This is a genomic window from Bifidobacterium psychraerophilum (assembly GCF_000741705.1).
Taxonomy (GTDB): domain Bacteria; phylum Actinomycetota; class Actinomycetes; order Actinomycetales; family Bifidobacteriaceae; genus Bombiscardovia; species Bombiscardovia psychraerophila.
The window spans coordinates 534247-559647 of record NZ_JGZI01000009.1; the positions used below are offsets into that span (position 1 = coordinate 534247).

Below are 25401 nucleotides of genomic sequence, written 5' to 3' on the forward strand. Positions count from 1 at the left end.
TATCTAAAGCCCTGATGCCGTTAACATCGGGGCTTTGTTTATTGCCGTCGAACCGCGACGGTGCGGAAGCGTTCACCACAGTTGCCCTTGTTCCGGCTGTGGTATGGGTGTGTCCTTCAATTCCCAGGCGGCCGCGCAGAGTGCGCATACGATTCGGTCGTCGTGTGTGGTGGGATCGGTGTCTTCAGGGGATTGGATTACGGTGGTTTCGCCGCACAATGTCGTGATGGTGGTGCCCTCGGTGATCGCGTCCAGTGTGTAATGGACGGTGACGGCGGGCATGGTGGTGGGCTTGGGCGCGTGTTCAGAAGTCGAGTTGTCCATCTTGGGGTGCCCTCTCTTTTAAAGTGTCTATAGTGTCTGAAGCGTCTAATCCGTCTATTGGTGGCTGGGTGATGTTTTCCTTGGCGAGACTTTCCCAGACATGCAGGGTGTGCCATGCCTCACGGAACGCCAGGTAGTAATAGCCGCGTTCGGACTGGTCTTTATTGCGAGTGGCGTTTACGCCGACCTTTTTCAGCATCCCAGCAAGACGACGCGGTGTGATCTGGGTGCCGAATTTGCTTGCCGCGCCCCATGCTTCAGGGTCTGAATTGGCAAGGGCTGAGCATAGTTGCTGGCTTCCTATGAATAGTTGGTCGCTCCACTGCATGGACCATAGCCTTGCAATGTCGGTGACGATGGCCGTATGGGGAGAGTTGTTGCGAAGTCCCAGTGCTGCATCGTCCTTGACTTGTTCCACATCAGCCAGGGCTAGACGACGGACGGTGTCAAGCCATGAGATGCTATTGCCGTCACTGTCGATGTAATCGGCCAGTGTCTGGGCGACTCTGGCTAGGGGGAGCCATTTCTCGCGTGCTCTGCCTTTTATGCTTGGGTCAAGCTGTGGACGATGCTTGAGCATTGGGGAATAGGACTTCTCCCATTCTGCCATTGCATTACTCAAGTTCAGATAATCGGTGTCAGGCACGATCGGCGGGTCAGCGTCTGGGTCACCTTGGCGGATCAGTTCCCAGTCAGTGTCTGACACTGAATCAGAAGGATACAGAAACACGGTGATGCAGCGAGAGAAAGTGTCATCCGGAAGATCTGGGTTATTGCCGGCATAAGCGACGGGGCACCACGTTGGCAGATCCTCGCGGTCCCAGCCGCCGCCTTTAGCTGGCATGAGCGTGGGGCGTGATCCACCTTCCTTGTATCCGCTGTTACTGATTGCAAGTAGATCGGCCGTATATGGGTTGTCTTTGCGCAGAGTGCGGTCTGCCTCGTCAATAAGCAGTGTGCCTCCATCAGCAGCAGCTCTTGATAGCATCGCAGCAGAGGATATGGAAGCCATGAGGATCGGCTTGTAGCACAGATGGAAAAGCCAGTCGAGAAGGGTGCTCTTACCTGATGCTGGCAGAATCGATGTGATCAGAAGACGTGGTGTCGTATTGAGTAGTTTGAATGCCAGCGTGTGCAGAATCCATAGTGTCAGCATCATCAAGTCATCTAGCACGGAACCGATATAACGTTGTAGAACTCCGACGATCTGATTGCCTACGGTAGACGGATTAGACGCTTCAGACACTATAGACACTTGTTTTGAGAGGGCTATGGGATTCGTTGCGGTCTCCTTTGCCGTGGTGGCAGTCTGGACATCTGCGACCACTTCGGCCGCATTGGCCGGATTGACCACTTCGTTTTCATGTGGACCGGCGTGTGGTTTCGCGGTTGGTTTCCCGGGGGGCCTGCGTTGCGTGGTCAGATCATGTCCCACCTGCTCGAACCTGGCCTTGAGTCTGCTGTCGTGCTGTACATAGTCATCGATCGCGCTCATGCGCACCTCCGCAGGTACGACCAGTCCAACGGCTCGTACGGCAGGCCCCCGGCGGTCAACGCCACACCGCCACCCACGAACTCGCCGCGATCACGGATCACATCACGCAAGGTTGCCGGTCTGGACGGCTCGTTGCGGTACGGGCGACGCGCGGCACGATAACCGCGTACCATAGAAGAAGAATCGTTCCGGTAGGAGGATTCGTTATTGATGGTCGTACCTGTTGGCGCAGGTGCGGCCTTTTCCTTTACCGATGTCTGCATCTCAGACCGCCTTAGCTTCAGCGGTGCTGCTGAAAGTGTTTGCATTTATGTAGTCGAGTACGTCCTGTTTCCTGTAGCGAACCAGTCGCCCCACTTTTACAAAGGGCAATCCCCGTCCTTCAAAGCGATCCGACGTTAATGTGGTTTCAGGCTTGCCTATGATTTCTGAAACCTCATAAGGCTTCATAAGCACCCCATAGCCGGGAAGGTCTTCTAGTTGTTTCACTGCTTCCTCCAAACTGTTACATACTGGAATAAATACTCTTGTATTTGTTCCGTCAATAAACAACATACACCAACTTCAGGATATTTTGCAACTTTTGGTGATATTGTTCGATTAGTCGGCAATCGAAAGGTGTGCACATGGTAGATTCAGGAGAAATAAGCGGTATAGGGAGTAGGATTCGCCGCTACAGAACTGAGAATGGCGAAAGTGCGAACTCCCTTGCGGAAAAGCTGAAAGAGAGGTTTGGCCCAGGGTGTCCAAGTCGGCAGATGATAGCAAACCTCGAAACCGGTCAAAAAAAGGACATCACTGTTACAGAGTTACTCCAATTTGCTCAGGTTCTCGGCGTTTCTCCAGTGGCTCTAATCTGTGACGTCGAACAACCTTGGGAGCCTTCGGACACGCCGACTGTAAATGGAGCCAGAAACCAGACTGTGTATGAATGGTTTGATGTTCATGACTATCAGCCGTTCCAATTCGATGAAAATGGCGGTGCCCAATCAGCGGTTTTGCCAGCGTCACGAAGGCTCAGAGCCTTAACAACAGATCTTGAAGCAATGCGCGACGCACGTATGCAATCACGAGATTCTTGGGACTTATTCAAACGTGTAGCAGCGGCTGACGCCAGGGCTGCAAAAGCAGGCTATGCAGGGAATGATCCTGCGATAGCTGAGACACTCAAAGAGCATTCAACGACTAGGAAGCAAATAGCAGAGAACATAAAACATAATTTGCAGGATCGCTACGGTATGCACATTCCTTCCAGTGAGTCCTGATGTCTCGCGCGTGGGTAACTGACAGATGGTTGAAGAAGGATGCCTCGTCTTCGGCCAAGCGTTCACTGAACGCCGCCAAGAATCCCAAGCGTGCGAACGTGCCGGAACAGTACCGCACAAGCGTGTACGGTGTGGGATGCCGCTGGCGGGTCGATTACTTCGCTTACGGGGATGACGGCAGACAGCACAGACGCTCCAAGCTGTTCCCCACGCAGACCGAAGCCGACGAATACCGCGACGCCGTCTCCGACGATCTAAGAAGCGGCAGATATAGAGACGCGAGCAAGCAGTCACGCACGTTCAGGCAGGCCGCCGAGGAATACCTCAAATCGAAGCACAAGATAAAAGAATCGACGCTGTACCGATATCGCAACGAACTACGAATGTACGTCTACCCACGTTGGGGAGATGTGCCGTTGAGCGCCATCACAGAGCAGGACATAAACGCCTGGATAAGCGCACTGCAGGACGGCAGCGCCGCACATGACTTCATCGACGCCAGCAAGCCCCGGAAACTCGCGGCGTCATCCATCCATAGCATCGTTAAAGTGACCTTCGGCAGCGTGCTGAGATACGCTGCAGCATCGAAACGAAATTGGATACGCTCCAATCCTCTTGAAGATGTGGACACACCCAAGAAGCAGCAGACGGAGGAACGGGTCTACCTGTCATACGAAGAGGTCGAAAGCCTAGCAGACGCCGCCAAGGCGAAGGCCGGCGAAAGCTCCGCGACCCTCATCCTTTTTCTTGCATACACGGGAATACGAATCGGCGAAGCCACAGCCCTGAAAGTCTCCGATATGGATTTCGACAACAGGCGCGCAATCATCGCAAGAACCTGGACGAAAGACAAAAACGGCGCGGACATAACCGGTTCCCCGAAAACATGGGAGCAGCGCAAAGTCGCCATACCCGAGTTCCTATTGCCGGATCTGCAAAAGCTGACCGAAGGCGTATCGGAAGAATCGTTCCTGTTCAGGCCGAAGAAGGGAGACCATGTCAACATCCCCAACTGGCGCAACCGCGTGTTCAATCCGGCGAAGGCGGGTGCCGGACTCGATGACCTGTCGGGGCTCACGCCGCACAGTCTGCGCCACACTTATGCGAGTCTGGCGATAAAGGCCGGAGCCGATGTGAAGAGCGTGCAGAACCAGCTTGGGCACAAGGATGCGAGCATGACCCTCAATGTGTATGCCGGACTATGGCCGGATCGTCTCGATGAAGTGGCCGACGCATTGCAATCAAGCCGCCAGCAGGTGCTGAAGAACAGTCGGGCATAATCGCCAACTGTGTACGAGTGTGTACGCAGCCACTTGAAATGAATAAAATTCAGCCCCCAGAAACATAACGTTTCCAAGGGTTGAAGTCGTGACCCCGGACGGGCTCGAACCGTCGACCTTGAGATTAGAAGTCACATGCTCTATCCAGCTGAGCTACGGGGCCAAACTCGAACCATTCTAGTCATATGCCACGAGAAACGCATACCAAGCGCAAATGCGGTGCGGAAGCCGGCCTCCGGCGGATGGGTCCTGCACCGGGCGACGTGACGCTGCGGCGCCTGTCCGGTGCTCCGGCGGCCAGTGAACGGCCATTACGCGGCCACGTCGAGGCCGCGGCGGAGGTGCGGACTCTCAGTGCCCCAGCACCTGGTGGATGCGTCCCAGGATGGATGGCGCATCCATGCCGTAACGACTGCTGAGATCGCTGAGTGGGATGCGATCCGTGAAGGCCATATCAGCTCCGATGGTGAGCACGCGCATCGGTGTTTCGGCGTAATAGGAGGCGATGCGATGACCCCAGCCGCCATTGAGCTGCGAATCCTCCAGGGTGACCACCAGATCATGCCCGGGCAGCAGCGCATGCAATGTGGTGGCATCCACGGTGGAGTATTGCCGTGGATCGATGACCGTCGGATCCATGCTGTTCGGCCGTGTTCCGTCGTGCCGCAGCGCTTGGGCGATCCGCATCGCCAGCGGGTAGGCATTCCCCAGGCCGAGCAGGGCGACTTCGGAACCCTGATGGGATACGGCATAGCGTTCCCATGGGTTGCCGAGCGATTCGCCGCCGTGTTGTCGGCGATGGGATCCGTGGCACTGCCCTCCGGTGCCTCCCGTGGATTCCCGCCAGCGGCGTACTGCTTCCCGAGCGGAAAGCTCATGGCCTTCGGCACGCTCAGAGGCGAGCACCTCCTCTCCCGGCATGCGGATCAGCACCGGACGACGGGCCTCGCCGGTCGACCACGCTAGCATATCGAGCAATTCCTGTCCGCTGGTGGGTGCCAGACAGGTGATGCCTGGCAGGTTGCCCAGCAAGGCTATGTCGAAGGCCCCGGAGTGGGTGACATCGCTTCCGGATATACCCGTAGCGAAGACAAGCAGGGTGACGGCGCTCGCGTTCAGGGCGAGCTCCTGCTGGATCTGGTCATAGGCACGTTGGAAGAATGTCGAGGAAGTGGCCACAACAGGTGCGCCTCCTGCCTTCGCGATACCGCAGGCCAGTGCGACGGCGTGCTCCTCGGCGATGCCCACGTCGATGTAATGGTTCCCCGCCTCCTCGATGAAATCGGGCAGTATGCCATTCGATCCGGCGGTGGCGGGGGAGATGACCACCAGGGAGGCTTCGTTCGCGAAGCGGGGCACCAATGAGCGCATGGCCATTGATCCGTATGTATAGCGGGCGTTGTGGGCATCCGGCTTCCGGTCTCCGCCGCCTTTGCCTCCTGTTGCCACAGGCGCACACCAATGATTGTTCCGGTCATGCCCTTCATGCATCCCCGGCACACGATGATCGCCGATTCCCAGCGCCTTTCTGGTATGCACATGGACGATGACAGGGTGCTCCACTTCCTTGACCGATTCGAACATGCCGATCAGGGACTCGACGTCATTGCCTTCTTCGACGTATCGGTAATCAAAACCCAGATCCTTGAAGATGTTATGTGCGCTCCGGCCCCCGCTGTTGCGCAGCTCGGCCAGATTCCCATACAGACCGCCGACATTCTCGTCGATGGCCATTTCATTGTCGTTGCAGACGATGATGAGCTTGCCCTGAAACCCGGAGGCGTTGTTCAGACCTTCGAATGCGGTTCCGCTGCTCAATGAGCCATCGCCGATGAGCGCCGTCACCGCGTAGTCTTCGCCCGCAAGATCCCGTGCCGTGGCGATCCCCAGTGCCAAAGAGATGGAGGTGCCGGTGTGCCCCAGGTCGAAATGATCGTGCGGGCTTTCGGCGCTGTTGGTGAAACCGCTGACGCTCCCGAACCGTTCAGGATCGCAGAAGGCCTGACGTCTTCCGGTCAGGATCTTATGCGTATAGCTCTGATGCGATACGTCGAAGATGATGCGGTCTTGCGGTGATTCGAACACATAATGCAGCGCCATGGTGAGTTCGACGGCTCCGAGATTCGAACCCAGATGACCGCCGTGAGCGGTGCAGAAGCCAATCAACGTCTCCCGGATCTCCTGTGCCAGATCAGGGAGTTGTGATATGCCGAGTGCCTTCAGATCCTCGGGACTGTCAATGCCGTCGAGCAATGCTGTCATGGGTCTCCATCGACGATGGGATGCTGTCGGATCGTCATCATGGGCGATCATTGTCGAGGATATTGTAGACACCCCGTCTAATGTGCTGCTCGGCCATCGGAATACCTATCCGATTTCTTCTCAAGCGCTTCTGCCGTCCGAATCTCAACCGAACACTGCATCGCTTTCGCTGTGGAGTGTGCTGCACTTACTATTTCGTGCCGATTGCGTAGAGTGGGTGCTGTTCCCGACTTCGGAGGTGGCATGTGAGCGTTGAGCAAGGTTCCGCGCAGGTTGCGGTGATTATGGGTTCGTCAAGTGACTGGGAGACCATGCGCCACGCATGTGACATCCTTGAGCGCTTCACGGTCCCGTATGAGAAACAGGTGATTTCCGCACATCGGACACCTGATCTGATGGCCCGATTCGCCCATGAGGCACGAGACAAGGGCATCAAGGTCATCATCGCAGGTGCCGGTGGTGCCGCGCATCTTCCTGGAATGGTCGCCGCTCAGACCACCCTGCCGGTTATCGGTGTCCCCGTGCAATCGCACGCACTCAGCGGTTGGGATTCCCTGCTTTCCATCGTGCAGATGCCCGGCGGCATCCCCGTCGCGACCACGGCAATAGGCAAATCCGGCGCGACGAATGCCGCCCTGCTTGCGGTGAGCATCCTGTCGGTGCAGGATGACGCCTTGGCGGAGTCCTTGTCGGATTATCGCGAGGAATTGAAGAAGAAGGTCGAGGAGTCCAATGCCCAGCTCATCTGAAACGACGCTGACCGAAGCACGGTCCGGTGCCCGCGTGTCGATGCTGCAGCCCGGTGCGACGATCGGCATCGTCGGCGGCGGTCAACTCGGCCGTATGATGGCTCTTTCCGCGCGTTATCATGGCTTCAAAGTCGGGGTGCTCGATCCCACCCCTGATTGCCCGACAGGACAGGTCGCCGATTTCCAGATCGTAGCCGCCTATGACAGCAAGGCAGCCATCAGGGAGCTTGCCGAGCGCAGCGATGTCATCACCTATGAATTCGAGAATGTCGATGCCGATGCCCTCGATGAGGTCCGGGACATCGTGGCGGTTCCGCAGGGGACCGATCTGCTGAGGGTCACGCAGGATCGCGTGCACGAGAAGCGTTTCATCAACGATCATGGCACCGACACGGCACCTTGGCGTGCGGTGGACGATTACGCGGGTCTGCTCCGGGCTCTTGGGGAGATCGGGTATCCGGCCGTGCTGAAGACACGCACAGGCGGTTATGACGGCCACGGGCAGAAGGTTCTGCGAACGGCGGACGACCTCGATGAGGTGCGCCAACAGAACGAGGCGGAAGGCTTCTTCCCTCCCTCGATACTGGAGGGATTCGTCGACTTCGCCTTCGAGGCGTCAATCCTCATCTCCGGCAATGGACACGAATTCGTGACCTTCCCGATCGTGCGCAACGAGCATCGTAATAACATCCTCCACCTGACACTGGCTCCGGCGACAGTCAGCACGAAGGTCGCGCAGGAGGCGGAGGCTCTGGCGCTCCGTCTCGCCCAGGGCTTCGACCTCGCAGGGACCCTGGCCATCGAACTGTTCATCACCAAGGATGACCGTGTGATCGTCAATGAGCTGGCCCCAAGGCCGCATAATTCAGGGCATTACACCATCGAGGCATGCTCCATCGATCAATTCGATGCGCATGTGCGCGGCATCGCGGGATGGCCGTTGCCCAAGCCGCGTCTGCTCAGTCCTGCGGTCATGGTCAATGTGCTCGGACAGCATGTGATGCCGACCCGGGCCCTGATCGGTGAGCATCCAGAATGGTGCCTGCACGATTACGGCAAGGCCGAGATCAAGCATGACAGGAAGATGGGGCATATCACCGTGCTGACTGCCGATATATCCACAACGGTCAGTGATTTGGAGGCCACCGGGTGCTGGGACGATTTGTCATGAGGGATATGACGACGGGGAGGGCGGTACTGCCGTCGTCGCAAGGTGAGGGGGATTCATGCCTGGACGCACGTTAAGGCAGACCAAGCAGAAGGATGCGGTGCTCAAGGCCCTGCACCAGTGCGATGACTTCATCTCTGCCCAGGATCTGCATCGGCAGCTTCTCGATTCGGGCCTTTCGATCGGTTTGGCGACCGTGTACAGGCAATTGAATTCCCTCGCCGACGCCGGTCAGGCGGATACCCTGCGGCTCAACGGATCACAGCTTTTCCGGATCTGCGTGGACGACCATCACCATCATCATCTGGTATGCGAGCATTGCGGGCGCACCATCGAGATCGAACCCCCTGATGAGCAGTGGCTGCGCAAAACGGCGGCGGAGCACGGTTTCACACTGCATACGCATACGGTCGAGCTCTTCGGCCTATGCCCCGAGTGCCAGAAAGCCTAGTCCGCCGACGTTCCGCACGTCATCTCTCATCCCGGTCATGGCCGAGGGATGACGGATGCCCGGATGGGACGGTCGGAGGGGATCAGCGGCCCGAGCTCAATGATTTGAGCATATCCAGGGTCTGTGAAGCCTTCATATCCGGCAGATATGCCTGAAGAACCGCCAGACCGATGCTCACCAGCTTGGCCGGGTCGCTGTAGCAGATATACACCGGCTCTTCCTGGGGTTGGAATTTCTGTTTGAAGAAGAACAGGGAACGGAAGCCGTATGCGGGTTCCACGATGTCGGCGACGATCTGCAAGGCATGCGTGATGATGTTGGATGATTCCTCATCGTCGGTATTCAGTCCCGCCAAGGGCGCCGCCGACAGACTCATGAACACCGCTTCACCCTCATCCCGCAGGCGTTCGGCCATACGGGCTATCAGGAACTCCATAATGCCGTTCGGGCTGTCGGTGCTGTGCCGCATGAAATCGAGTGTCCATCCGATGATGCGACCCTCCTGCCAGGTCGGCAGCCAGCTGGTCACCCCAAGCACATGGTTGTTCTCATCAATGGCATAGAGCAGACGGACACGAGGGTCCTGCAGCTCCTGAAGCCCACCCAGGGTGAATTTCATTTCGGGGAGCGCCTTGCTGTCCGCCCACTGCTCGGAGATGCTGACTATCTGCGATTGTATGGGTCGTGGCGTCTGTTCAAAAGTGCTTTGCACATCGGTGATGCCTGAGCGCTTGGCCTTGTTGATGGCGGTGCGGATATCCTGCCATTTTTTCCCGCGGGTCTGCCATTCCCTAGGATCGACCACCATTTCCATGCCGACCTGGATGCTGGAATACCCTTGCGCCGCAAGGATCTCACGCGCAGGGCGATGCAGGCTGTAGAACACCGGGGACCAGGAGTGCTCGACGCAGAAACGTGCGAAGTTCGTCAGATCGGATTGGTATTCGGCAGGGTCTCCGAAGGGGCCGGTTGTGGTCAGGGCCACACCATGCAGCACCCTGTAGGCTATGGCGGATTTGCCGCTGTGTGAGAACCAGTAGCTGTTGCCTTCCCAGGTGCACATGAAGGACATGGATTCTCCGCCGAGCTCGACCAGCCGTCCTGCGTCGCGCCGCGATTCCACGTCGAGCACGGAGGATTCCTTCATCCAACCGGCAACGACCAGGATGACGAAGAACCAGAAAATCGGGCCCACCGCCTGCCGGAGGATCATCGCGGGCACCGTCGTGGGCAGGAACGCGATTTTGGTGCCGTCGGTGAATGCGATGGGCAGGAAGCGCTGTGGGAGATCCTTGATGAGCATCATGATGTCGGCACGGGGGCGGAAGGATCCAGCCATCGACAATCCCAGCAACACGTAACTGACGCTGACGCCGACGAAGGCGGCGGCGATGGTGACGATGCCGGCTTCGATGCGACCACGCTTGGTTCTGATGGTGAAGAAATGACGGTGGGTGAGTACCAGTATGGCGAAAATCAACGGTGGGAGAGAGGTCGTCAGGAAGGTCAGTGCCGCACCATGCCTGATGATCGTACTGAGCGACTCACCCGAAACCATCGGATCCACAAAGCAATAGACGAATGCCAGGGCCGCTATCGATGCGTTCATCACAATGCATGCCCATGCCGCGATACGTCGTCCCTTATACATGCCCCACGCGATGATGAGCAAGGCGGCGGTCGGCAGCAGTGAGCGGAGTACCGCCCCCGGAAGTGCCACATGGGCCAGTCCGTAAGGGTTGAAGCATCCCTGGGTGCCCTGCCCCTCCAAACAGGTCAGCACTTGCGGCGCATGTACCGAGCCGCCGGTGACGAACATCGCGAGTGTGCTCAGTGCTCCCGCACGATGATGCGAGGTCAGGGCCACAACAGGTCCCAGCGCGAGGATCATGCAGATCGCGCCGAAGATGCGACGACTCTCGAAGGGGGTCGCATGCCACCAGTGGCTTCGGTCCGCAGGTCCATGCCATACCCTGCCCGTGATGTGGCCGATGACCGCCGCCGCGAGGATGCAGTAGTCACCCGGATTTCCGGAGTAGAGGACGCTGATCAGGATGGCGCTGTAGCCGAAGAGCTGTATGCGACGTCTCCACAGATAGTCGCTGTATTCACTGGCGGCGAAGAGTGAGCCGATGACGAGAACGAGTGGTGTCAGCGTCATGCGAACCGTTGAAATCGCATGCCATTGCCCTGCCAAGGCATTCAGCAGGGTGCACAGCAGCAGACCGCTGGCGGTTCCCACGAAAGCAGGCACGACGCATGCGGCGATCGTCCTCTTCGTGCCCAGTCGGCTTTGCGCTATGGCCAGGATGATGAAGGAGAGCACGGTGTGCATCAGCAGTCTCAGGGGGCTGTACACCAGCACCAGACTGGTGACGAGTCTGACGAGCTGCACGTCGAGTTCCGGCTGGGTGCCGGGGCCTTTATGGACGGGAGGGCTCAGTATCTGACCGAGGCTGAGCGAGGGGGCTGTGTCCGGCATGCCGGGCATGAAAATCGCATGGTAGATGAAGTAAGCGATGTTGAGCAACAGGATCGCCAGCGCGAATACCACTGCCAGACGGTGTGCGCGCAGCCATTGGCGCACGTCGGCAAGCATGGCCTTCCAATGCCCGGCATCTTTTCGTTGATCCTTGTTCATGCCTTGATTCTTCCCCTTCATGTGCATTCCTTGATTCATCTGTACGGATGGTTTCGGCACGGATGGCCTCGGCGCCCAAGTCGAGAGCCGCCCTTGCCCATGCCCGAAGCCGGGCTATGGGGTGACGACCGTGATATTGGGGTAGTCTGCCAACTGCTTGGTCATCACGCCCAGACCCATCTGTGCGCTTATCCAATCGATCCCCGGGTTCAATGCGGTTTTCACGGTGTTCCAATCATGACCCGAATGCGCGGTGACCACGGTTTTCACCGTCATGCCTGCATCGACACCGGCACCTCCGATCGCATGCATATTGCCGATGGATCGGGCATCCTGATCACCGGCGGCGCTGAACATCGTCTGCGTTGAGGGAGCGTGCTGCTTGATGGCGACGACCGGGATCTGCGCTTCGTATGCTTTGGCATCCCCGTTGAAATACCGGCGGATCATCGATTCCCGCGAACCTTCGGTCGGTGCGATCTCACCGTCGATCGGGAACATGTGCCCGTACAGCTCGGGATGCCGCGCTCCCAATTGCGTCGAGCAGGTTCCTCCCTGTGAGAATCCGCCGATGCCCCATTCCGTCGGTGATGATGCCACGGGCAGATGCTTCTTCACCCAATTCGTGACGTCCTTGGTCACATAGCTTTCGACATTGCCGACCACGGGTGAATCGACACACAGGCTGTTGTTGCGCGTGGAACCGTTCTGATCGGGTGAGACGACGATCGGAGCAAGGCCGTTATGCGCCTTGGCGTAATTGTTGAGCACGGCGGCGATATTGCTCGCGGTGAAGAAACGATCCGGGCTGCCCGGCTGACCTCCGAGCATGATGAGTACCGGAAGCCTGGGAGGCTTGGCGGAAAGTGCCGCAGGAGGCAGATAGATATCGGCGGCACGAGGATTGAAACCGGATATCGTGCCTTTGATATCCACCGAACGCACCTCGCCCGTTGCGGGATGGTGAGGGGCCTTGCCCGCCGCCGCCAGTGTGTTCCATTCCTCGACCGTCATGCTCGGATGACGCACCGCATCGGTATCGAGTTTGCTGTAGACAGGAACCCCGAACACGCTGCTGAAAAGAATGAACTCCCCATACACCATGTTGACCCTCAGCAGGGTGAACAGCACCAGAATCGGTATCGCGATCGCGCAGACCACACGTCGGCCCGCATGGGTCATGACCAGGGCCGCGATCAGATATCCCAACGATGCAAGACCGAGGCTGATGACTGTGATGACCCGGTATCCGAGGCTGACGCCGAATACCACGAACACATCGGAGAGCAGCCATGTGACGAGGTAACCGAGAGCGCCGGAGGCGATGCCGATGAGTATTTCAAACAGCAGCTTCCTGCGATGCTTTGCGCCCAGTTGCATGACCAGGGTGATCAGCAGCACTGCGGCGGTGAGGCAAAGCCATAGTGTTGGCAGCCAGCCGTGCAGGAGATGTATGTGAAGCAGCCAGTCGATCATCGTTCCCCCCAACCGAATGTCATGGCATGCGTGCCATATGAGGCGGCACGAGGATGACCATGAAACCACAGCCAGAGACGCAGGCGGCATATGGCCGTTCCCCGTCTCTGCTCAATTCCGACAGACAACGCTACCTGTATCTGGAGTATCTGCAAATCAGCCTTAGGGACGACTTTTGCGCAAGGCCATATCCGAGGGCGGATACAGTGAGGCCCCGATGCGGATCCGAAGAATCGCATCGGGGCCCAGCCCTACTTGTGGATTCGGTGGAGCGGAATCCACCATGGCGCTCAGAGTTTGAGCAGACCTTTTCTGGCCGCGGCCGCCAGGTGCTGAGGCACCTCTACGACGCTGCCGTCAGGTGTGCTGACAGTGATGATCTGTTCGTTGTGCGCCTTCCACTGCGCGCGCCTCGCGTGCGTGTTGGCTCTTGACTTCTTGTACTTGGGAAGTGCCATCAGCCCTGCCTCGCTTTGAAATTGGGATGTTTTTTGTTGATGACGTAGATATGACCGCGTCGGCGCACCACAACCGACCCGTCCTTGCGCGCGAGTGAGCGCACCGATGATTTGACCTTCATGCTGATTCCTTGTCACCCTGCGCCGGATTGCGGCGGTAGCGCTGGTTGAATTTCTGCACCTGGCCCGCCGTGTCGAGCACGATGTTGTTGCCGGTGTAGAAGGGATGGCTGGCGGAGGAGACCTCGACGTTCACCAGGGGATATTCCTTGCCGTCCTCCCATGTGACGGTCGGCAGGGACTTGGCTTTGGCCGCCAAGGTGGAACGTGTGAGCATCATCGTGCCCGCGGATTGATCCCGGAACACCACATAGTCATACGTGGGATGAATATTCGCTTTCATTGTTGTCTTCTTTCTCAGGGTCCTGGCCTGACTGGCGTGGCATGCTTCGTGTGGCACTGTTTCCGCGGCACTGTTTCCTTGGCACCGCTTTCAACGCATCTCTGCATTTCCTGCATCCGATGTGGTGAACGGATTCGGGAGCCGTTGCATCCAACCGCGAATCGAAGCGGGCATCCGGAGCGGGCTTGAGGAATGTTCCGCTGCCGGGATGCCTGCCGTCAGGGGTGTTGGAAAATCACCAACTGGATTTGGTTACGCCGGGGAGCTCGCCACGGTGGGCCATCTCGCGCATGTTGATGCGTGAAAGGCCGAATTTGCGCAGGTAGCCGCGCGGTCTGCCATCCACGGCATCACGGTTGCGCAACCGCGTGGGGCTGGCATCCCGGGGGAGGGCATGCAGTTTGCTCATGGCGGTGTCCCTTTCCTCCTGGCTCAGGTGGGGGTTGACACTGTCCCGCTTGTATTGCGCCCTGCGTTCCGCGTACCGTTCGACGATGCCTTCTCTGCGGATCTGTTTATTGATTTTGCTGGTTTTAGCCATGCTTCCTTCTCTGCTTTCAGCGTGTTTCCCGGAAGATGACCCGGCGGCGAAGCACGGGATCATATTTCAGCAGCTCAACCCTGTCTGGGGTGTTGCGTCTGCTTTTGCGGGTGGTGTAGGTGAATCCCGTTCCCTCGGTCGAGCGCAGCGTGATGACGGGGCGGTTCTCGCTTGATTTTGATGCCATGAGTATTCCTTAGCTTTTTCGGTGCGTCCTCGGCGGCACGTGATGATCCGGGATGCCCTTCGACGGCTCAGATCTTCAGGGTGCCTTGCGCCCGTAGTGTTGCGACCACGGAATCTATACCTCTGCGATCTATGGTCTTGATGCCTTTCGCAGAGACCTGAAGGGTGATGTGGCGCCCGAGTGAGGGCACCCAATACCTCTTGTTCTGCAGGTTGGCTTGGAAGCGTCGGCGCGTCGCCTTGTGTGAATGGGATATGGAGTTGCCATAGCTGGCATGGGTTCCGAGAACTTGACATGATTTGGACATGAATGCCACTATAGTAAACGATAATCATTATCGCAAGTAGAGGGTCCGATATGGAATATTCCCGATCACAGGCCGCCGCGGAGACCGGTTCCGCCCAGCAGCAAGGTCTGCCGCATCCCGGGGCGAGGAAATCGCCTCGCGCAGGGCGAACGCAGTGCTCGGTGCTGCTGCTTACAGGGGCCACGGGGGCCGATTTGGATGCCGCCGTGTTGCATCTCGCCAGTGGTAAGCATGGTGTGATGGCTTTGCGGTACTGGGTTGAGGCCGATCCGGCGGAGTACGGGAGTCTGCGTGTCACCCGTTCGCTGTGCGCGGAGCGTGAGATCCCCGTGCAGGATGCCAGGGGACGGGTGCCGGTGGTCATGGACGGATGCTGCCTGACCTGTACGGTCAAACACGATGTGGGACTGCTGCTTGGCGAATGCGCGCAGCAGTGCGAACATCTGCTGGTGGTGCTGCCTCCGGGTATGGAGGCCGCTCCGGTCGCATCCTATCTGGAGGACAGCTGCGCGTTGGATCGCGCTTTTCTCACCATCGCCGATGATTTTTCGGAGGGTGACGAATGCGGGGAGGTCGCATGCCCGCAGGGTGAGAGTCTGGAATACGTCTCGGTGGGTGGCATCGTCACCGTCGTCCGGCACGGGGGATTGCAGGATCGTCTCTTCGATGATGCGCCCTTCATGATCGCCGAAGCCACTTCAGCACAGGATGCGCATGGAGGAAGCCGTGATGCGGTGTATGAATCTGCGGTGGAGGACCCGATGGACGACCGGAGTCTTGGTGGGGTGACCGCGAATCTGCTGCATGAGGCGGATCATGTGTTGCTCTGTGACTGGACCCCTGGGGCTGACCGCGCCGTAGAGGATGTTGGTCAACGCGCATCCGCGCACGCTCCCGGGCCCGAGGGCGCCGCACAGGAGGGTGCGATGGATGCCGAGGATGCCGCCGATCCGATTATCGATCTGCTGCGGGCTTTGATGCCTGGAGGGGCTGTCATCCACGATGACATCGGCCGGGTCGATATCGCCGAATTGGCGCAGGCCGTCGCGGCCGTGGGGAACCCGGATGAGTTGGACGGGGAGGTCCTGCAATTCAAGGCCTTCGGAAGGGATGTGGTCGCCTTGGGCTTGCGCACGCGTCGATTGCTTCATCCCGGCAGGCTCTCGGAGTTTCTGGCCGGGGACCATCAGGCCATGCATATCCAGGCCCACTTCAGGGTGCCGACGAAACCCTTCTCCACCTTTGTGTGGGAATGCGAGCCCAACGGTTCCCAGATCGAGCAGATCCCCGACGGGCAGCTTGACGGGGATATCGCGGCCACCGAACTGTTCATGCTGGCGTCATGCGAAGACGCACGCAGCGATGGTGCCGAGCTGACTCGCATGGTGGAGGGATTGCTGCTCACCGCCGAAGAGATGGGACGCGGAACGGTGGAGTGGATGGGTCAGGATGATGTGTTCACCCGGTGGGCGGAAGGCGGCCCCGCCGATGTCGACGGAGAATAATTCTCAAAAACACACTATTAATGATAATTAATATCATTAAGTGTATACTGGTTCTCGTCAAGACAGCGGACTTATGTGGCGCGCTTGCGAGAGAATGAACGGCTGTGAAGCTGGGACGCCCGGAATGCACATCATCGAATCGTTGTCAGCAATAGCAATATGAATATCAGTGGGAAGTAGGGAACTATGTCGGTATCGGCATTCTTCAACTCGACAAAACGAGCTGCCTTCAGGCGTGTTATGGCGGCCTCGATCGCCTTTGCGGCTTTGGTCGGAACAGCGGCATGCGGATCGACCGCAGGGGATGCGTCGTCAAGCTCGCAGTCCGATGAGAAGATCAGCGTCATCGCGAGCATCAATCAATGGGGTTCCGTCGCACGGGATCTTGGTGGGGACAAGGTCAGTGTCACCTCGATCATGACCAACACCAATGTGGAGGCACACGATTACGAGCCGACGAGCTCCGACGTGGCGAAGTTCACGTCGGCGAAGGTCGTTGTGGTCAATGGTGCCGATTACGATCCATGGGCTTCCAAGGCGGCGTCTTCTACCGATGCCACCCTGGTCAACGCGGCGGAAGCGGGCGGCAAGAAATCCGGTGACAACCCACACGTATGGTTCTCCGCATCGGTGCGTACGGCTGCGGCGGATGCGATCACCAAGGCCTATGAGAAGGCCCTGCCTTCGCAGAAGAGCTACTTCGCCGATCTGAACACCCAGTGGAAGGCCAAAGAGCAGAAGCTTGAGGCGACGATCAAGCAGTCGAGCAGCACGCTCAAGGGCGTCGACTACGCCGCGACTGAATCCGTTGCCTGGTATCTCGCCGATGACCTCGGTATGAACGACATCACCCCAAGTGGCTATGCCCAGGCGTCGGCGAACGAGAGCGAACCATCGCCGGCTGATATCAAGGATTATCAGGAAGCCTTGGCCGGTGGCAAGATCAAGCTGCTGGTCTTCAACGAGCAGGAGGCGGATTCGGTCACCAACCAGATCACGTCCGCAGCCAAGAAGAACAACGTGCCGATTGTGAATCTGACCGAACAGATGCCCAAGCAGTACACGGATCTTCTGGATTGGATGAACGCACTGGTTTCGGACTTCGCCAAAAGCATCAAATAGCAAACGGTAACAGCCAGTACCAGGGCATATGACGATGAGGCACCTCATTCGCGGGCTTGACGGCCTTCGCGTCTGAGGTGCCTTCTTCGTGTAGAACAGTATGGATCACTTGGCTTTGTCTGGCATCGTTGGAACAATCGGAGACTATGCTTAGCTTTCTAAAGCGTCGCAAGACGAGGGATAACGACGTATCAGGGCAATCGGCACAGGAGGATCACAGCAAGGACGCAGGTGCCGGCAGCACTTCCGAAGGATCGGCACAGCGTGCTGAAGCAGGTACCGCCATCGGGAAATCACATTTTTCCGGGTGGACCTATGCCGTCTTGTTCCTTGTCTTCGACATCGTCGGGGTCGGGCTTCTGCAATGGGGCGTCACCATATCGAGTTCACGCGTGGCGCTCTCAAGTCCCCTGATCGGATTCTGGGGTTTCATCTCCAGCATGTGGACCGAATGGCGTTTCGTCTTCATTCTCAACCTGATCGCCCTCGGCCTTATATACCTGATGATTCTGATGCTGTGCAACCGCTTTTGGGTGGCATCGCCACTGTTCCTCGTGATATGCGCGGCCGTGGCGGTGGCCGAACACCTCAAGGCGGTGTCCCGCTATGAGGCGATCATGCCTTCGGATCTGAACTTCCTGCAATCGAACACCGGCAATATCGTCAGTTTCCTTCCCTCCGGCTCCCAATGGACGATCGTATGGGCCGTCGTGGCCTTGGCGCTGTTGGTCGCCTTGTGCGTATTCATCAACCGCATGGACCTGCGCAGGGGCAGGATCTTCGTTTCCGCAGACAAAAGGATAGGGGCCATCTGCAGGGTCCTGTTCATCCTCATTCCGGCGATGGCTCTGACCTTGTTCGCGCAATCCGTCAGTACGGTTGGCACCTGGTCATACAACGTGTCGAAAACGATGGGTGATGTGCCCTCGATGTGGGATTCCGTCTACGACGCGCAGCGCAACGGGACCCTCCTCGCCTTCATGAGGCAACTCAACCCCAAGGTGATGGATGAGCCCAGCGGCTACAGTGAAGCGACCATGAAGAAGGTGGCGAAGCGCTACAAGCAGGAAGCCGAGGAGATAAACGCCACGCGCAGCAGCTACCTCAATGACAACACGGTCATCTATGTGCTTTCGGAATCCTTCTCGGATCCCACCAGGGTCCCGGGAATCTCCATCAACAAGGATCCGATGCCGAATATCCGCTCGATCAAAAGCTCCACAACCAGCGGGCTGATGCTCTCATCCGGATATGGCGGCGGCACCGCGAATCTGGAATTCCAGCAGATCACCGGTCTGAGCATGGCCAACTTCGATGCTTCGCTGACCAGCCCGTACCAGCAGCTCGTCCCGTCCTTGTCGTGGACGCCGACGATCAACCAGATCTGGGGAAGCTCCAAGAACTCCCTCGCCTTCCATCCCTATGAGTCTTCGATGTACTCCAGGGCGGGCAACTACAAGAAATTCGGTTTCTCGCATTTCTACACGCTTGACGGCGATGAGCAGATCCAATACCAGAACAAGATCGATCAATCCCCGTATGTGAGTGATGAATCCGCATACAACAGCGCACTCGGCAAGATCACCTCCGGAGACACCACCCAGTTCCTGCAGATCATCACGATGCAGAACCATATGCCGTACAACAACTGGTACAACAACAATGAGTTCAAGGTCACCGCATCGACGGGCGCCACGCAGCTGGGCAGCGACGAGACCATGTCGATCGACACCTATGCCAAAGGTGTGAGCATAACGGATACCGCGACGAAGTCCTTCCTGGCCTCGTTGAACAAGATCGACAAGCCGATCACCGTGGTCTTCTACGGGGACCACCTGCCCGGCATCTACACGACGGCGGGTGCCGACGCCAACAACTCGCTTGCCCTGCACGAGACCGACTATTTCATCTGGTCGAATTCCGCCTCCTCATCGAGCAAGACCAAGCTGGCGGACAGCAACTTCACATCCCCGAACTATTTCATGGCCCAGACCGCGGAGCATATGGATGCCAAGGTCTCACCGTATCTGGCATTCCTCACCACGCTGCGCACCAAGATAGCCGCCATCGAACCGCCGGTGGTCAATCAGATACAGGGATGGGACCGCATTCCGGAGGGGCAGACGATCTACCTCGATAATTCCGGCAATCCTATGGATGCCACGAAGTTCGATGCGGAAACCAAGCAGCTGGTGAAGGACTACCAACTCATCCAGTACGACATCACGGCAGGGAACCACTACCTGGAAGGCACCGGCTTCATGACCGCGCCCTCTAAAGCGAGTGAGGAGAAGGCCGCGAAGGAGGCCGCAGAGAAGGCCGCCGACGCGAAGAAGGCGAGTGAGGAAGCGTCGCCAAGCCAATCGAGCGAATCCAGCTCCTCAGGCGAATCGGGAGACAGCCAGACCACGGGCGGCGAGTAGGGGATCGGCATCCTCTCGCCCGCGCATGCGGGTTTCCGCCTCTGTGTTTCCCCCGGTGTTTTCCCGGTGTTTTTCCCGGTATTTTCCACACCTGGGGGGCTTCTGCGAAGGGCTCCTAAGCGTAGTAGAAATAGCCGGTTGCCGAGTCGGCGCCACCCACCGATGACGCTTTGAGGATCAGGCCTTCATAGCCCTGCGAGGCGCTCCCGATACGCCCGCGCTCCAAGGTTCCTGTGACCTGAACCCAACTATCCGTTTTCGGGATGGTGCCATCCGAGGCGTCGACGGTGAATCCGAATGCCGTCATATCCAGCACGCAGCACGTCATCAGCATGCGGCTTGCGGTGAACTGCCCCTTGCCCAGAGCCGAATTGGTGCTGACCTGTGCACTGAGCACAACGGTGTAGCCGATGTATTCCTCCGCATGCTTGTCTATCTGGTTGTACCAGAAGCCGAAATCGTCATCACTGATGGTGATGCGACGGTTCCCGGCGTCCAGACCAGGCAGCTTCGTCGAGGACTGGCTTGTCTGGATCGCTATGGCCCTGCTCCCTGCGAAGGCGTTCAGGGACTGGGAGGATGAGACCGGCAGCAGGAACAGCAGTGCGGGAACGACCAGCAGCGCGAAACAGGAGCGCAGCGTGCGCTTGTCGGCGGTGATCCATCCGAGCCAGGAGGCTATCCCGAGCACGGCAAGAACCACGATGGCGAACATGATGTAGGGGAGGCTGCGCGGGGTGACGAAGGACAGATAGCGCCCGGTCGCTATGAGTATGGCCATCGATGCCGCCAGAAGCAGCAGGCAGCAGCCCTCCATGCGGTTCAGCAGCGTGGGCCTGCTTCTCACTCTGGAGGGGGATACGGCGACGGCGCTCATCGGATCAGCTCCAGGAACAGGGCGAGGGCCACCATCAGCATGAAGCAGGTGATGGCAACGGTGATGCCCAGACGCCAGACGAAGCGTCTGGTGAACATCGAGCGCAGCATCAGCACGTTCTTCAAATCCATAATCGGGCCGAAGATCAGGAAGCCCAGCAGCGCCGGTGTGGGGAACAAGGCGCTGATGCTCCTGGCGATGACGGCGTCCGAGGATGAGCACAGGGAGCTCAGGAATGCCAGCCCCATCATCGCCACAATGGCTATCGGAGTGCCGTACCCCTGTAACCAGGAGGGTGCTGAGGAGCCCGCGAAGGCCCGGACGCATGAGGCGACGAGGATGCCGACGAGCATATACGGCATGATCGTGTACAGATCGTTGCGGGTGTGGTTGAGATAGCTGATGAGACGCGTTCTCCACCCTGCCGTCCTCGTTGTCTCCGGTACGGTCGTGCAGCTCGCGCATTGCGGTGAGGAATCCACATCGCCGCCGGGGGCGATTGCCGATTCTTGCTGGATGCCGGAGTGCCGGGTGCCGCCGGCGTGGGCATGGTCGATCGTCCTCAGATCCTCTCGCAAGAGATGTCTGTCGGCCGGGCGGATCACAAAGGTCACGCCGACGATCAATGCCGTGATGATGCCGAAGGAGACCCTGGCAACGGTGATCAGTGGGCGGTCGGGGAAGGCGAAGATGGTGGACCAGATCACGATCGGGTTGATGACCGGTGCCGCGCACAGGAACACGATGGCAGCAGGAAGGGGCACCCCTTTGCGATGCAGTCTTGAGAACACGGGTACCGTGGCGCAATCGCACACCGGGATGCAGAATCCCGCGAATAATGCGACCAGCATGCCCGCGGCTGTGGATTTGGGAAAATGTCTTTCGATGAACGCAGGGGTGATGAAGGTCTCCACCGCGGATGAGATCAGAATACCGACGAGCAGGAAGGGCAGAGCCTGCAGCAGCAGCCCCACGACGCCGGTGATGATGCCGGTCATGGGGAATCCGCTCGTATCGATCAGCGGGGAGGCGATGATGATGCCGGCAGCCAGGACCGTGGCAAGGAGGAAGGTCTGAAAGCCGAACTGGAATCTGGTACGCATCACATCGGTCATTCTATAACCGGGGTGATGCTTCTGTCTGTGCGGATTGGGTGGAAGCGCCGGCGGCGGTCAGCGGGTGCGTATGACCCTTCTTCAGCGCTCCTCGGCCTGTCCGGTCTCGATGCGGCGTGTCGCCTCCGAGGGCCTGAAAGATAAAGCGTTTGAGCAGTTGCAATCATGCGGTTCTCTTGGAGTTTGACAAACGCTGGTGAATCCGTAATATGTAGCGTAATCATAGAATTCAAACGTTTTAGCAAAGAGGCTATTATGTCGGGTCGCATTTTCTTTACCCCCGAAGAAGGCTGGGTCGGGGACATCATTCCTTTCGAGGAAAACGGCACATTCAAGCTGTTTTTTCTCCATGAGCGCAGGGAGAACCCCCGTGAAGGCATGAGCTGGCGTCTGGTGACCACACAGGATCTTCGGGAGTACCACGATCAGGGCGATGCGCTGCTTCACGGGTCACCGCAATCCCCGGATTTCAACGCCTACACAGGCAGTGTCGTCGTGGACGGCGAGGGCGTGCACCACCTCTTCTATACGGGCCAGAACCCCAGGAATCTCGGTGCAGACGGCTTGCCCCTCCAACTGGTCATGCATGCGATCAGCCACGATGGCATGCGTCATTGGGACAAACGCCCCCAGGATACCTTCGGTGCGCCGGAGGCATATGAGAGTGCCGACTGGCGCGATCCCTTCGTGTTCTATGACGAGAAAAGCGGGCTCTGGCGGATGCTGCTGGCCGCCAGGGACAAGACCGGGCCGAGCAGGCGACGCGGGCTCACGGCGCAATGCGTCTCGAAGGATCTCCAGCGTTGGGAGTATGCGGAGCCCTTCTGGGCGCCGGAACGCTTCATCACCCACGAATGCCCGGAGGTCTTCCGCTGGGGGCAGTGGTGGTATCTCGTGTATTCGGAATTCTCGGATGCCTTCGCCACCAGATACCGGATGTCCAGGGATCGCCTCGGCCCTTGGAGGGCGCCCGATGCCGACACGGTGGATGGCAGGGGTTTCTATGCCGCGAAAACCGCGGAGCGGCAGGGAAGACGATTCTTCTTCGGTTGGATCCCGACGAGAAAAGGATCCAGCGATGACGGGGCCTATGAATGGGCCGGATCCATGTCGGTTCTGGAAGCCCGGCAGCGTCAGGATGGGACCTTGGCCTTCTCCATTCCCCGGGAGATCCTCGGATCCTTCAATGAGCAGGGGGAGGAACTGTTATCCGCCGAAGGCCTGCTGCTCGGCAGGGAGGATGGCTACGCCTCCCACATGCTCAGCGGGGACATTCCCGCCACCTGTCGGATAAGCGTGGGGTTCACGGTAGGCGCCGACAAGGCCGATGCCGGTGTGATCATCCATGCGAGCGCCGACGGGGATTCGGGTCATATCCTCCGTGTCGAACCAAAACGCGGACGCATGGTCATCGATCGCTGGCCACGGCTGCGCACCGGTGACGAGCAGTGGCAGATCTCCGGGGACGTGCCCTATCTGCTGGAATTGGAGCGTCCGTGTGATCTTTCCGAGGGACACCATGAACTCAATATCGTGATGGAGGATGACATCTTCGTGGCCTGTCTGGATGACGAGGTCACGGTGAGCTGCCGTATGGAACAGTCATGGGGGAATGCCCTCGGGGTGTTCTCCAACGACGGACGGACGTCCTTCGATACGGTTGTCGCGCACGCCTATCCCGTGGGAGACACAATCCCCTCGGATACCGGTGCATGCCCACGTCGATCCGAGACGGATGCAGGCACGGAGGGTGCCGCGGATGTGAATGCGCCTCTGCATCCGGATATCCGGAACGATGAGCTTGCGGGGGGTGCGGTCATGAGCTAAGCGAATGCGTCTGATGGCGACGGCAATGCCTCCCTCCTCTGTCTTCTCCCTCCCTTTCCTCATTCCCGTATATCCAGACATATGCGGACCATTCATATCCGACTTCTGAATGCACACCATTAATCAACGGAGATTACTCATGAAAACACTCAGAACCATAACCGTGGCGGCGGTATCGGCATTGGCCCTTATCGTTTCCGGCTGCGGTACGGGTGCATCCGTTCAGGATGCAAACAACATCAATCCCACCGGGGACATCAAGGCCAGGGAGATCTCCTGGCTGCTCTCACGTCCGGCAGACGGCGGCGTGATCACCGCGATGAACAAAATCGCCAAGGAATACGCCAAGAAGCACCCTGGATTCTCCCTCAACCTGATCACCACACCGGATCGGCCCTCCTACATCCAGAAACTCGAGACACTGGCCGCCGCGAAGAAACTCCCCGAGCTCTTCGACATCGATGCGACGCCATTCGCCCAGAAGCTGGCTGCAAGCGGCAATATGATCAATATCGAGAAACTGCTCAAAGACATGAATCTGTATGACGAATACCGGACATCGGCTTTGGATTACCAGCGTTTCGACGACGGAAGCCTGTACATGGTGCCCTTTGAATCACAGGTCGAGGTCTTCTTCTACAACAAGGCCCTGTTCAAACAGGCGGGCGTCGAAGTGCCCGCCACACTCGACGATTTCCCCAAGGTCTGCAAGGCGCTGAGGGCCAAAGGCATCACGCCGATCGCGCTCGACGGACAGGATATGTGGCCTTTGGAACGGTATATGGCCTACTATCCCTTCAGAGCATCGGGCGGGGACTACATCAAACAGCTCAAACGCGGCAAGGCGAAACTCTCCGATGAGGTCGGACGCCAGGCGGTGGAGTGGATGGCGAGTCTCGGCGAGGCCGGATGCTTCCAGGAGGGTTTCTCGTCCACCGGCTATTCGGATGCTCAGGCCCTGTTCACCACCGGCAAGGCGGCGATATACAACGATGGTTCATGGGACGCCTCGGCTCTGGCCACCGACTCGCTCAATTCCGAAGTGCGCGATGACGTCGATTACTTCCATCTTCCGGTGATCGAGAATTCCGCGACCGCACAGAACGAATACGTGGCACCTTCGGGAATCGGCATGGCCGTCAACTCCCAGTCCTTCGATCCGCTTGTCAGGGATTTCCTGGAGTTCGCGCTGAAGAGATATCCGGAGGTCTACGGTTCATCCGGTCAGATATCCCCGACGACGAATGTCGAACCGACGATTCCGGATAACGCGACACCTCTGTACAAGCGTCTGTTCGAGGATGCGGACAACGTAGGTCAGACCACGGCCATGCCGTGGGACACGCAGCTGGATTCGACGTCGAATACCAGATTGCAGCAGGAGCTGCCGTTGCTGGTGCAGGGTGACGTCAGCGTCGATGAATTCATCTCCACGATGGACAAAGTCATAGCGGAAAACGGTCCGAAGGCTTTCGCCGAGGATTGATCCCATAGGGGAGAGGCCGCCACTTCCGGCCTCTCCCCG

General features: G+C 58.4%; 25 protein-coding genes and 1 tRNA gene. 10 read left to right on the top strand and 16 right to left on the bottom strand.

The window, feature by feature from the left end; genetic code table 11:
* Positions 1-72 precede the first annotated feature (72 nt).
* Genes BPSY_RS06200 through BPSY_RS11770 form a run of 4 tightly spaced genes read right to left on the bottom strand, consistent with a single transcriptional unit; the run spans position 73 to position 2374 of the window.
* Positions 73-324: a hypothetical protein gene (locus BPSY_RS06200; protein WP_033498393.1), complete on the bottom strand. Its 252-nt coding sequence runs from the start codon at positions 322-324 to the stop codon at positions 73-75.
* Positions 305-1819, bottom strand: coding sequence for a DUF3631 domain-containing protein (locus BPSY_RS06205; RefSeq protein ID WP_034886703.1), 1515 nt, complete (start codon positions 1817-1819; stop codon positions 305-307). Before BPSY_RS06205 ends, BPSY_RS06200 begins: the two co-directional genes overlap by 20 nt.
* On the bottom strand, positions 1816-2082 hold the full coding sequence (locus BPSY_RS11630; protein ID WP_152596843.1) for a hypothetical protein: 267 nt from the start codon (positions 2080-2082) through the stop codon (positions 1816-1818). The genes BPSY_RS06205 and BPSY_RS11630 overlap by 4 nt, the downstream gene beginning before the upstream one ends.
* A gap of 1 nt (position 2083) precedes the next feature.
* Positions 2084-2374: a helix-turn-helix domain-containing protein gene (locus BPSY_RS11770; protein WP_202961781.1), complete on the bottom strand. Its 291-nt coding sequence runs from the start codon at positions 2372-2374 to the stop codon at positions 2084-2086.
* A 71-nt stretch (positions 2375-2445) separates the two neighbouring features.
* On the opposite strand from BPSY_RS11770, the gene BPSY_RS06215 reads away from it, so the two are divergent.
* Both BPSY_RS06215 and BPSY_RS11050 read left to right on the top strand, forming a co-directional pair.
* Positions 2446-3084, top strand: a complete 639-nt coding sequence (locus BPSY_RS06215) for a helix-turn-helix domain-containing protein (protein ID WP_081884288.1) — start codon at positions 2446-2448, stop codon at positions 3082-3084.
* Positions 3084-4364 (top strand): tyrosine-type recombinase/integrase, encoded by a 1281-nt coding sequence (locus BPSY_RS11050; protein ID WP_081884289.1) that lies wholly within the window; start codon positions 3084-3086, stop codon positions 4362-4364. Before BPSY_RS06215 ends, BPSY_RS11050 begins: the two co-directional genes overlap by 1 nt.
* A gap of 89 nt (positions 4365-4453) precedes the next feature.
* Here BPSY_RS11050 and BPSY_RS06225 read toward each other — a convergent pair.
* Together BPSY_RS06225 and BPSY_RS06230 are read right to left on the bottom strand one after the other, a co-directional pair.
* Positions 4454-4527, bottom strand: a tRNA-Arg gene (locus BPSY_RS06225).
* 188 nt (positions 4528-4715) lie between these two features.
* Complete coding sequence (locus tag BPSY_RS06230) at positions 4716-6626, bottom strand: 1-deoxy-D-xylulose-5-phosphate synthase (RefSeq protein WP_033496824.1); 1911 nt, start codon at positions 6624-6626, stop codon at positions 4716-4718.
* Positions 6627-6871: 245 nt separating this feature from the next.
* Here BPSY_RS06230 and purE point away from each other — a divergent pair, with 245 nt between their 5' ends.
* From purE to BPSY_RS06245, 3 genes are read left to right on the top strand one after another with little or no spacing between them, the layout of a single operon-like run.
* Positions 6872-7375: a 5-(carboxyamino)imidazole ribonucleotide mutase gene (purE, locus tag BPSY_RS06235; protein ID WP_033496720.1), complete on the top strand. Its 504-nt coding sequence runs from the start codon at positions 6872-6874 to the stop codon at positions 7373-7375.
* Positions 7359-8546, top strand: a complete 1188-nt coding sequence (purK, locus tag BPSY_RS06240; RefSeq protein ID WP_033496719.1) for a 5-(carboxyamino)imidazole ribonucleotide synthase — start codon at positions 7359-7361, stop codon at positions 8544-8546. Before purE ends, purK begins: the two co-directional genes overlap by 17 nt.
* Positions 8547-8601: 55 nt before the next feature.
* Positions 8602-8994: a Fur family transcriptional regulator gene (locus tag BPSY_RS06245; protein WP_033496717.1), complete on the top strand. Its 393-nt coding sequence runs from the start codon at positions 8602-8604 to the stop codon at positions 8992-8994.
* A gap of 82 nt (positions 8995-9076) precedes the next feature.
* Here BPSY_RS06245 and BPSY_RS06250 read toward each other — a convergent pair whose 3' ends face one another.
* The 8 genes from BPSY_RS06250 to rpmB form a co-directional block, all read right to left on the bottom strand.
* On the bottom strand, positions 9077-11656 hold the full coding sequence (locus BPSY_RS06250; RefSeq protein ID WP_033496822.1) for a bifunctional lysylphosphatidylglycerol flippase/synthetase MprF: 2580 nt from the start codon (positions 11654-11656) through the stop codon (positions 9077-9079).
* A gap of 93 nt (positions 11657-11749) precedes the next feature.
* A complete protein-coding gene (locus BPSY_RS06255; protein ID WP_033496715.1) occupies positions 11750-13111 on the bottom strand; it encodes an alpha/beta hydrolase-fold protein in 1362 nt (453 codons plus the stop codon).
* Positions 13112-13401: 290 nt separating this feature from the next.
* Complete coding sequence (gene rpmF, locus BPSY_RS06260; protein WP_033496714.1) at positions 13402-13569, bottom strand: 50S ribosomal protein L32; 168 nt, start codon at positions 13567-13569, stop codon at positions 13402-13404.
* Positions 13569-13691 carry a 50S ribosomal protein L36 gene (gene rpmJ, locus BPSY_RS06265; protein WP_033496712.1) on the bottom strand — a complete coding sequence of 41 codons (123 nt, stop codon included), beginning with the start codon at positions 13689-13691 and terminating at the stop codon, positions 13569-13571. Before rpmJ ends, rpmF begins: the two co-directional genes overlap by 1 nt.
* Positions 13688-13972 carry a type B 50S ribosomal protein L31 gene (locus BPSY_RS06270; RefSeq protein ID WP_033496711.1) on the bottom strand — a complete coding sequence of 95 codons (285 nt, stop codon included), beginning with the start codon at positions 13970-13972 and terminating at the stop codon, positions 13688-13690. The genes rpmJ and BPSY_RS06270 overlap by 4 nt, the downstream gene beginning before the upstream one ends.
* 235 nt (positions 13973-14207) lie before the next feature.
* Positions 14208-14576, bottom strand: coding sequence for a 30S ribosomal protein S14 (gene rpsN / locus BPSY_RS06275; protein WP_434735143.1), 369 nt, complete (start codon positions 14574-14576; stop codon positions 14208-14210).
* On the bottom strand, positions 14530-14700 hold the full coding sequence (rpmG, locus tag BPSY_RS06280) for a 50S ribosomal protein L33 (RefSeq protein ID WP_033496707.1): 171 nt from the start codon (positions 14698-14700) through the stop codon (positions 14530-14532). Before rpmG ends, rpsN begins: the two co-directional genes overlap by 47 nt.
* Positions 14701-14767: 67 nt before the next feature.
* Complete coding sequence (rpmB, locus tag BPSY_RS06285; protein WP_033496821.1) at positions 14768-15007, bottom strand: 50S ribosomal protein L28; 240 nt, start codon at positions 15005-15007, stop codon at positions 14768-14770.
* 50 nt (positions 15008-15057) lie between these two features.
* On the opposite strand from rpmB, the gene BPSY_RS06290 reads away from it, so the two are divergent.
* From BPSY_RS06290 to BPSY_RS06300, 3 genes are all read left to right on the top strand, one after another.
* The gene (locus tag BPSY_RS06290) at positions 15058-16512 is read left to right on the top strand and encodes a hypothetical protein (RefSeq protein ID WP_033496706.1); all 1455 of its coding nucleotides are present in this window, start codon (positions 15058-15060) and stop codon (positions 16510-16512) included.
* Positions 16513-16698: 186 nt separating this feature from the next.
* Positions 16699-17634 (top strand): metal ABC transporter solute-binding protein, Zn/Mn family, encoded by a 936-nt coding sequence (locus tag BPSY_RS06295; protein ID WP_081884290.1) that lies wholly within the window; start codon positions 16699-16701, stop codon positions 17632-17634.
* Positions 17635-17780: 146 nt separating this feature from the next.
* Positions 17781-20057, top strand: coding sequence for a sulfatase-like hydrolase/transferase (locus BPSY_RS06300; protein ID WP_081884291.1), 2277 nt, complete (start codon positions 17781-17783; stop codon positions 20055-20057).
* Between the two features lie 115 nt (positions 20058-20172).
* On the opposite strand, the gene BPSY_RS06305 is transcribed toward BPSY_RS06300, so the two are convergent.
* Both BPSY_RS06305 and BPSY_RS06310 read right to left on the bottom strand, forming a co-directional pair.
* Positions 20173-20934 carry a TIGR03943 family putative permease subunit gene (locus tag BPSY_RS06305; RefSeq protein ID WP_051921763.1) on the bottom strand — a complete coding sequence of 254 codons (762 nt, stop codon included), beginning with the start codon at positions 20932-20934 and terminating at the stop codon, positions 20173-20175.
* Positions 20931-22037 carry a permease gene (locus BPSY_RS06310; protein ID WP_160247981.1) on the bottom strand — a complete coding sequence of 369 codons (1107 nt, stop codon included), beginning with the start codon at positions 22035-22037 and terminating at the stop codon, positions 20931-20933. Before BPSY_RS06310 ends, BPSY_RS06305 begins: the two co-directional genes overlap by 4 nt.
* A gap of 267 nt (positions 22038-22304) precedes the next feature.
* Here BPSY_RS06310 and BPSY_RS06315 point away from each other — a divergent pair, with 267 nt between their 5' ends.
* Together BPSY_RS06315 and BPSY_RS06320 are read left to right on the top strand one after the other, a co-directional pair.
* Positions 22305-23876 carry a glycoside hydrolase family protein gene (locus tag BPSY_RS06315; protein ID WP_081884292.1) on the top strand — a complete coding sequence of 524 codons (1572 nt, stop codon included), beginning with the start codon at positions 22305-22307 and terminating at the stop codon, positions 23874-23876.
* Positions 23877-24015: 139 nt separating this feature from the next.
* The gene (locus BPSY_RS06320; protein ID WP_033496703.1) at positions 24016-25362 is read left to right on the top strand and encodes an ABC transporter substrate-binding protein; all 1347 of its coding nucleotides are present in this window, start codon (positions 24016-24018) and stop codon (positions 25360-25362) included.
* Positions 25363-25401 lie beyond the last annotated feature (39 nt).

What these genes read in the sequence shown, in the direction of transcription:
- BPSY_RS06310 (WP_160247981.1), bottom strand. Translation starts at nt 22,037, where the DNA reads ATGCGTACCAGATTCCAGTTCGGCTTTCAGACCTTCCTCCTTGCCACG.
- BPSY_RS06315 (WP_081884292.1), top strand. Translation starts at nt 22,305, where the DNA reads ATGTCGGGTCGCATTTTCTTTACCCCCGAAGAAGGCTGGGTCGGGGAC.
- rpmG (WP_033496707.1), bottom strand. Translation starts at nt 14,700, where the DNA reads ATGGCATCAAAATCAAGCGAGAACCGCCCCGTCATCACGCTGCGCTCG.
- rpmB (WP_033496821.1), bottom strand. Translation starts at nt 15,007, where the DNA reads ATGTCCAAATCATGTCAAGTTCTCGGAACCCATGCCAGCTATGGCAAC.
- BPSY_RS06305 (WP_051921763.1), bottom strand. Translation starts at nt 20,934, where the DNA reads ATGAGCGCCGTCGCCGTATCCCCCTCCAGAGTGAGAAGCAGGCCCACG.
- BPSY_RS11770 (WP_202961781.1), bottom strand. Translation starts at nt 2,374, where the DNA reads ATGTTGTTTATTGACGGAACAAATACAAGAGTATTTATTCCAGTATGT.
- BPSY_RS11630 (WP_152596843.1), bottom strand. Translation starts at nt 2,082, where the DNA reads ATGCAGACATCGGTAAAGGAAAAGGCCGCACCTGCGCCAACAGGTACG.
- BPSY_RS06290 (WP_033496706.1), top strand. Translation starts at nt 15,058, where the DNA reads ATGGAATATTCCCGATCACAGGCCGCCGCGGAGACCGGTTCCGCCCAG.
- BPSY_RS06270 (WP_033496711.1), bottom strand. Translation starts at nt 13,972, where the DNA reads ATGAAAGCGAATATTCATCCCACGTATGACTATGTGGTGTTCCGGGAT.
- BPSY_RS06230 (WP_033496824.1), bottom strand. Translation starts at nt 6,626, where the DNA reads ATGACAGCATTGCTCGACGGCATTGACAGTCCCGAGGATCTGAAGGCA.
- rpmF (WP_033496714.1), bottom strand. Translation starts at nt 13,569, where the DNA reads ATGGCACTTCCCAAGTACAAGAAGTCAAGAGCCAACACGCACGCGAGG.
- BPSY_RS06295 (WP_081884290.1), top strand. Translation starts at nt 16,699, where the DNA reads ATGTCGGTATCGGCATTCTTCAACTCGACAAAACGAGCTGCCTTCAGG.
- BPSY_RS06320 (WP_033496703.1), top strand. Translation starts at nt 24,016, where the DNA reads ATGAAAACACTCAGAACCATAACCGTGGCGGCGGTATCGGCATTGGCC.
- BPSY_RS06205 (WP_034886703.1), bottom strand. Translation starts at nt 1,819, where the DNA reads ATGAGCGCGATCGATGACTATGTACAGCACGACAGCAGACTCAAGGCC.
- BPSY_RS11050 (WP_081884289.1), top strand. Translation starts at nt 3,084, where the DNA reads ATGTCTCGCGCGTGGGTAACTGACAGATGGTTGAAGAAGGATGCCTCG.
- BPSY_RS06250 (WP_033496822.1), bottom strand. Translation starts at nt 11,656, where the DNA reads ATGAAGGGGAAGAATCAAGGCATGAACAAGGATCAACGAAAAGATGCC.
- BPSY_RS06200 (WP_033498393.1), bottom strand. Translation starts at nt 324, where the DNA reads ATGGACAACTCGACTTCTGAACACGCGCCCAAGCCCACCACCATGCCC.
- BPSY_RS06245 (WP_033496717.1), top strand. Translation starts at nt 8,602, where the DNA reads ATGCCTGGACGCACGTTAAGGCAGACCAAGCAGAAGGATGCGGTGCTC.
- rpmJ (WP_033496712.1), bottom strand. Translation starts at nt 13,691, where the DNA reads ATGAAGGTCAAATCATCGGTGCGCTCACTCGCGCGCAAGGACGGGTCG.
- BPSY_RS06300 (WP_081884291.1), top strand. Translation starts at nt 17,781, where the DNA reads ATGCTTAGCTTTCTAAAGCGTCGCAAGACGAGGGATAACGACGTATCA.
- BPSY_RS06255 (WP_033496715.1), bottom strand. Translation starts at nt 13,111, where the DNA reads ATGATCGACTGGCTGCTTCACATACATCTCCTGCACGGCTGGCTGCCA.
- rpsN (WP_434735143.1), bottom strand. Translation starts at nt 14,576, where the DNA reads ATGATCCCGTGCTTCGCCGCCGGGTCATCTTCCGGGAAACACGCTGAA.
- purK (WP_033496719.1), top strand. Translation starts at nt 7,359, where the DNA reads ATGCCCAGCTCATCTGAAACGACGCTGACCGAAGCACGGTCCGGTGCC.
- BPSY_RS06215 (WP_081884288.1), top strand. Translation starts at nt 2,446, where the DNA reads ATGGTAGATTCAGGAGAAATAAGCGGTATAGGGAGTAGGATTCGCCGC.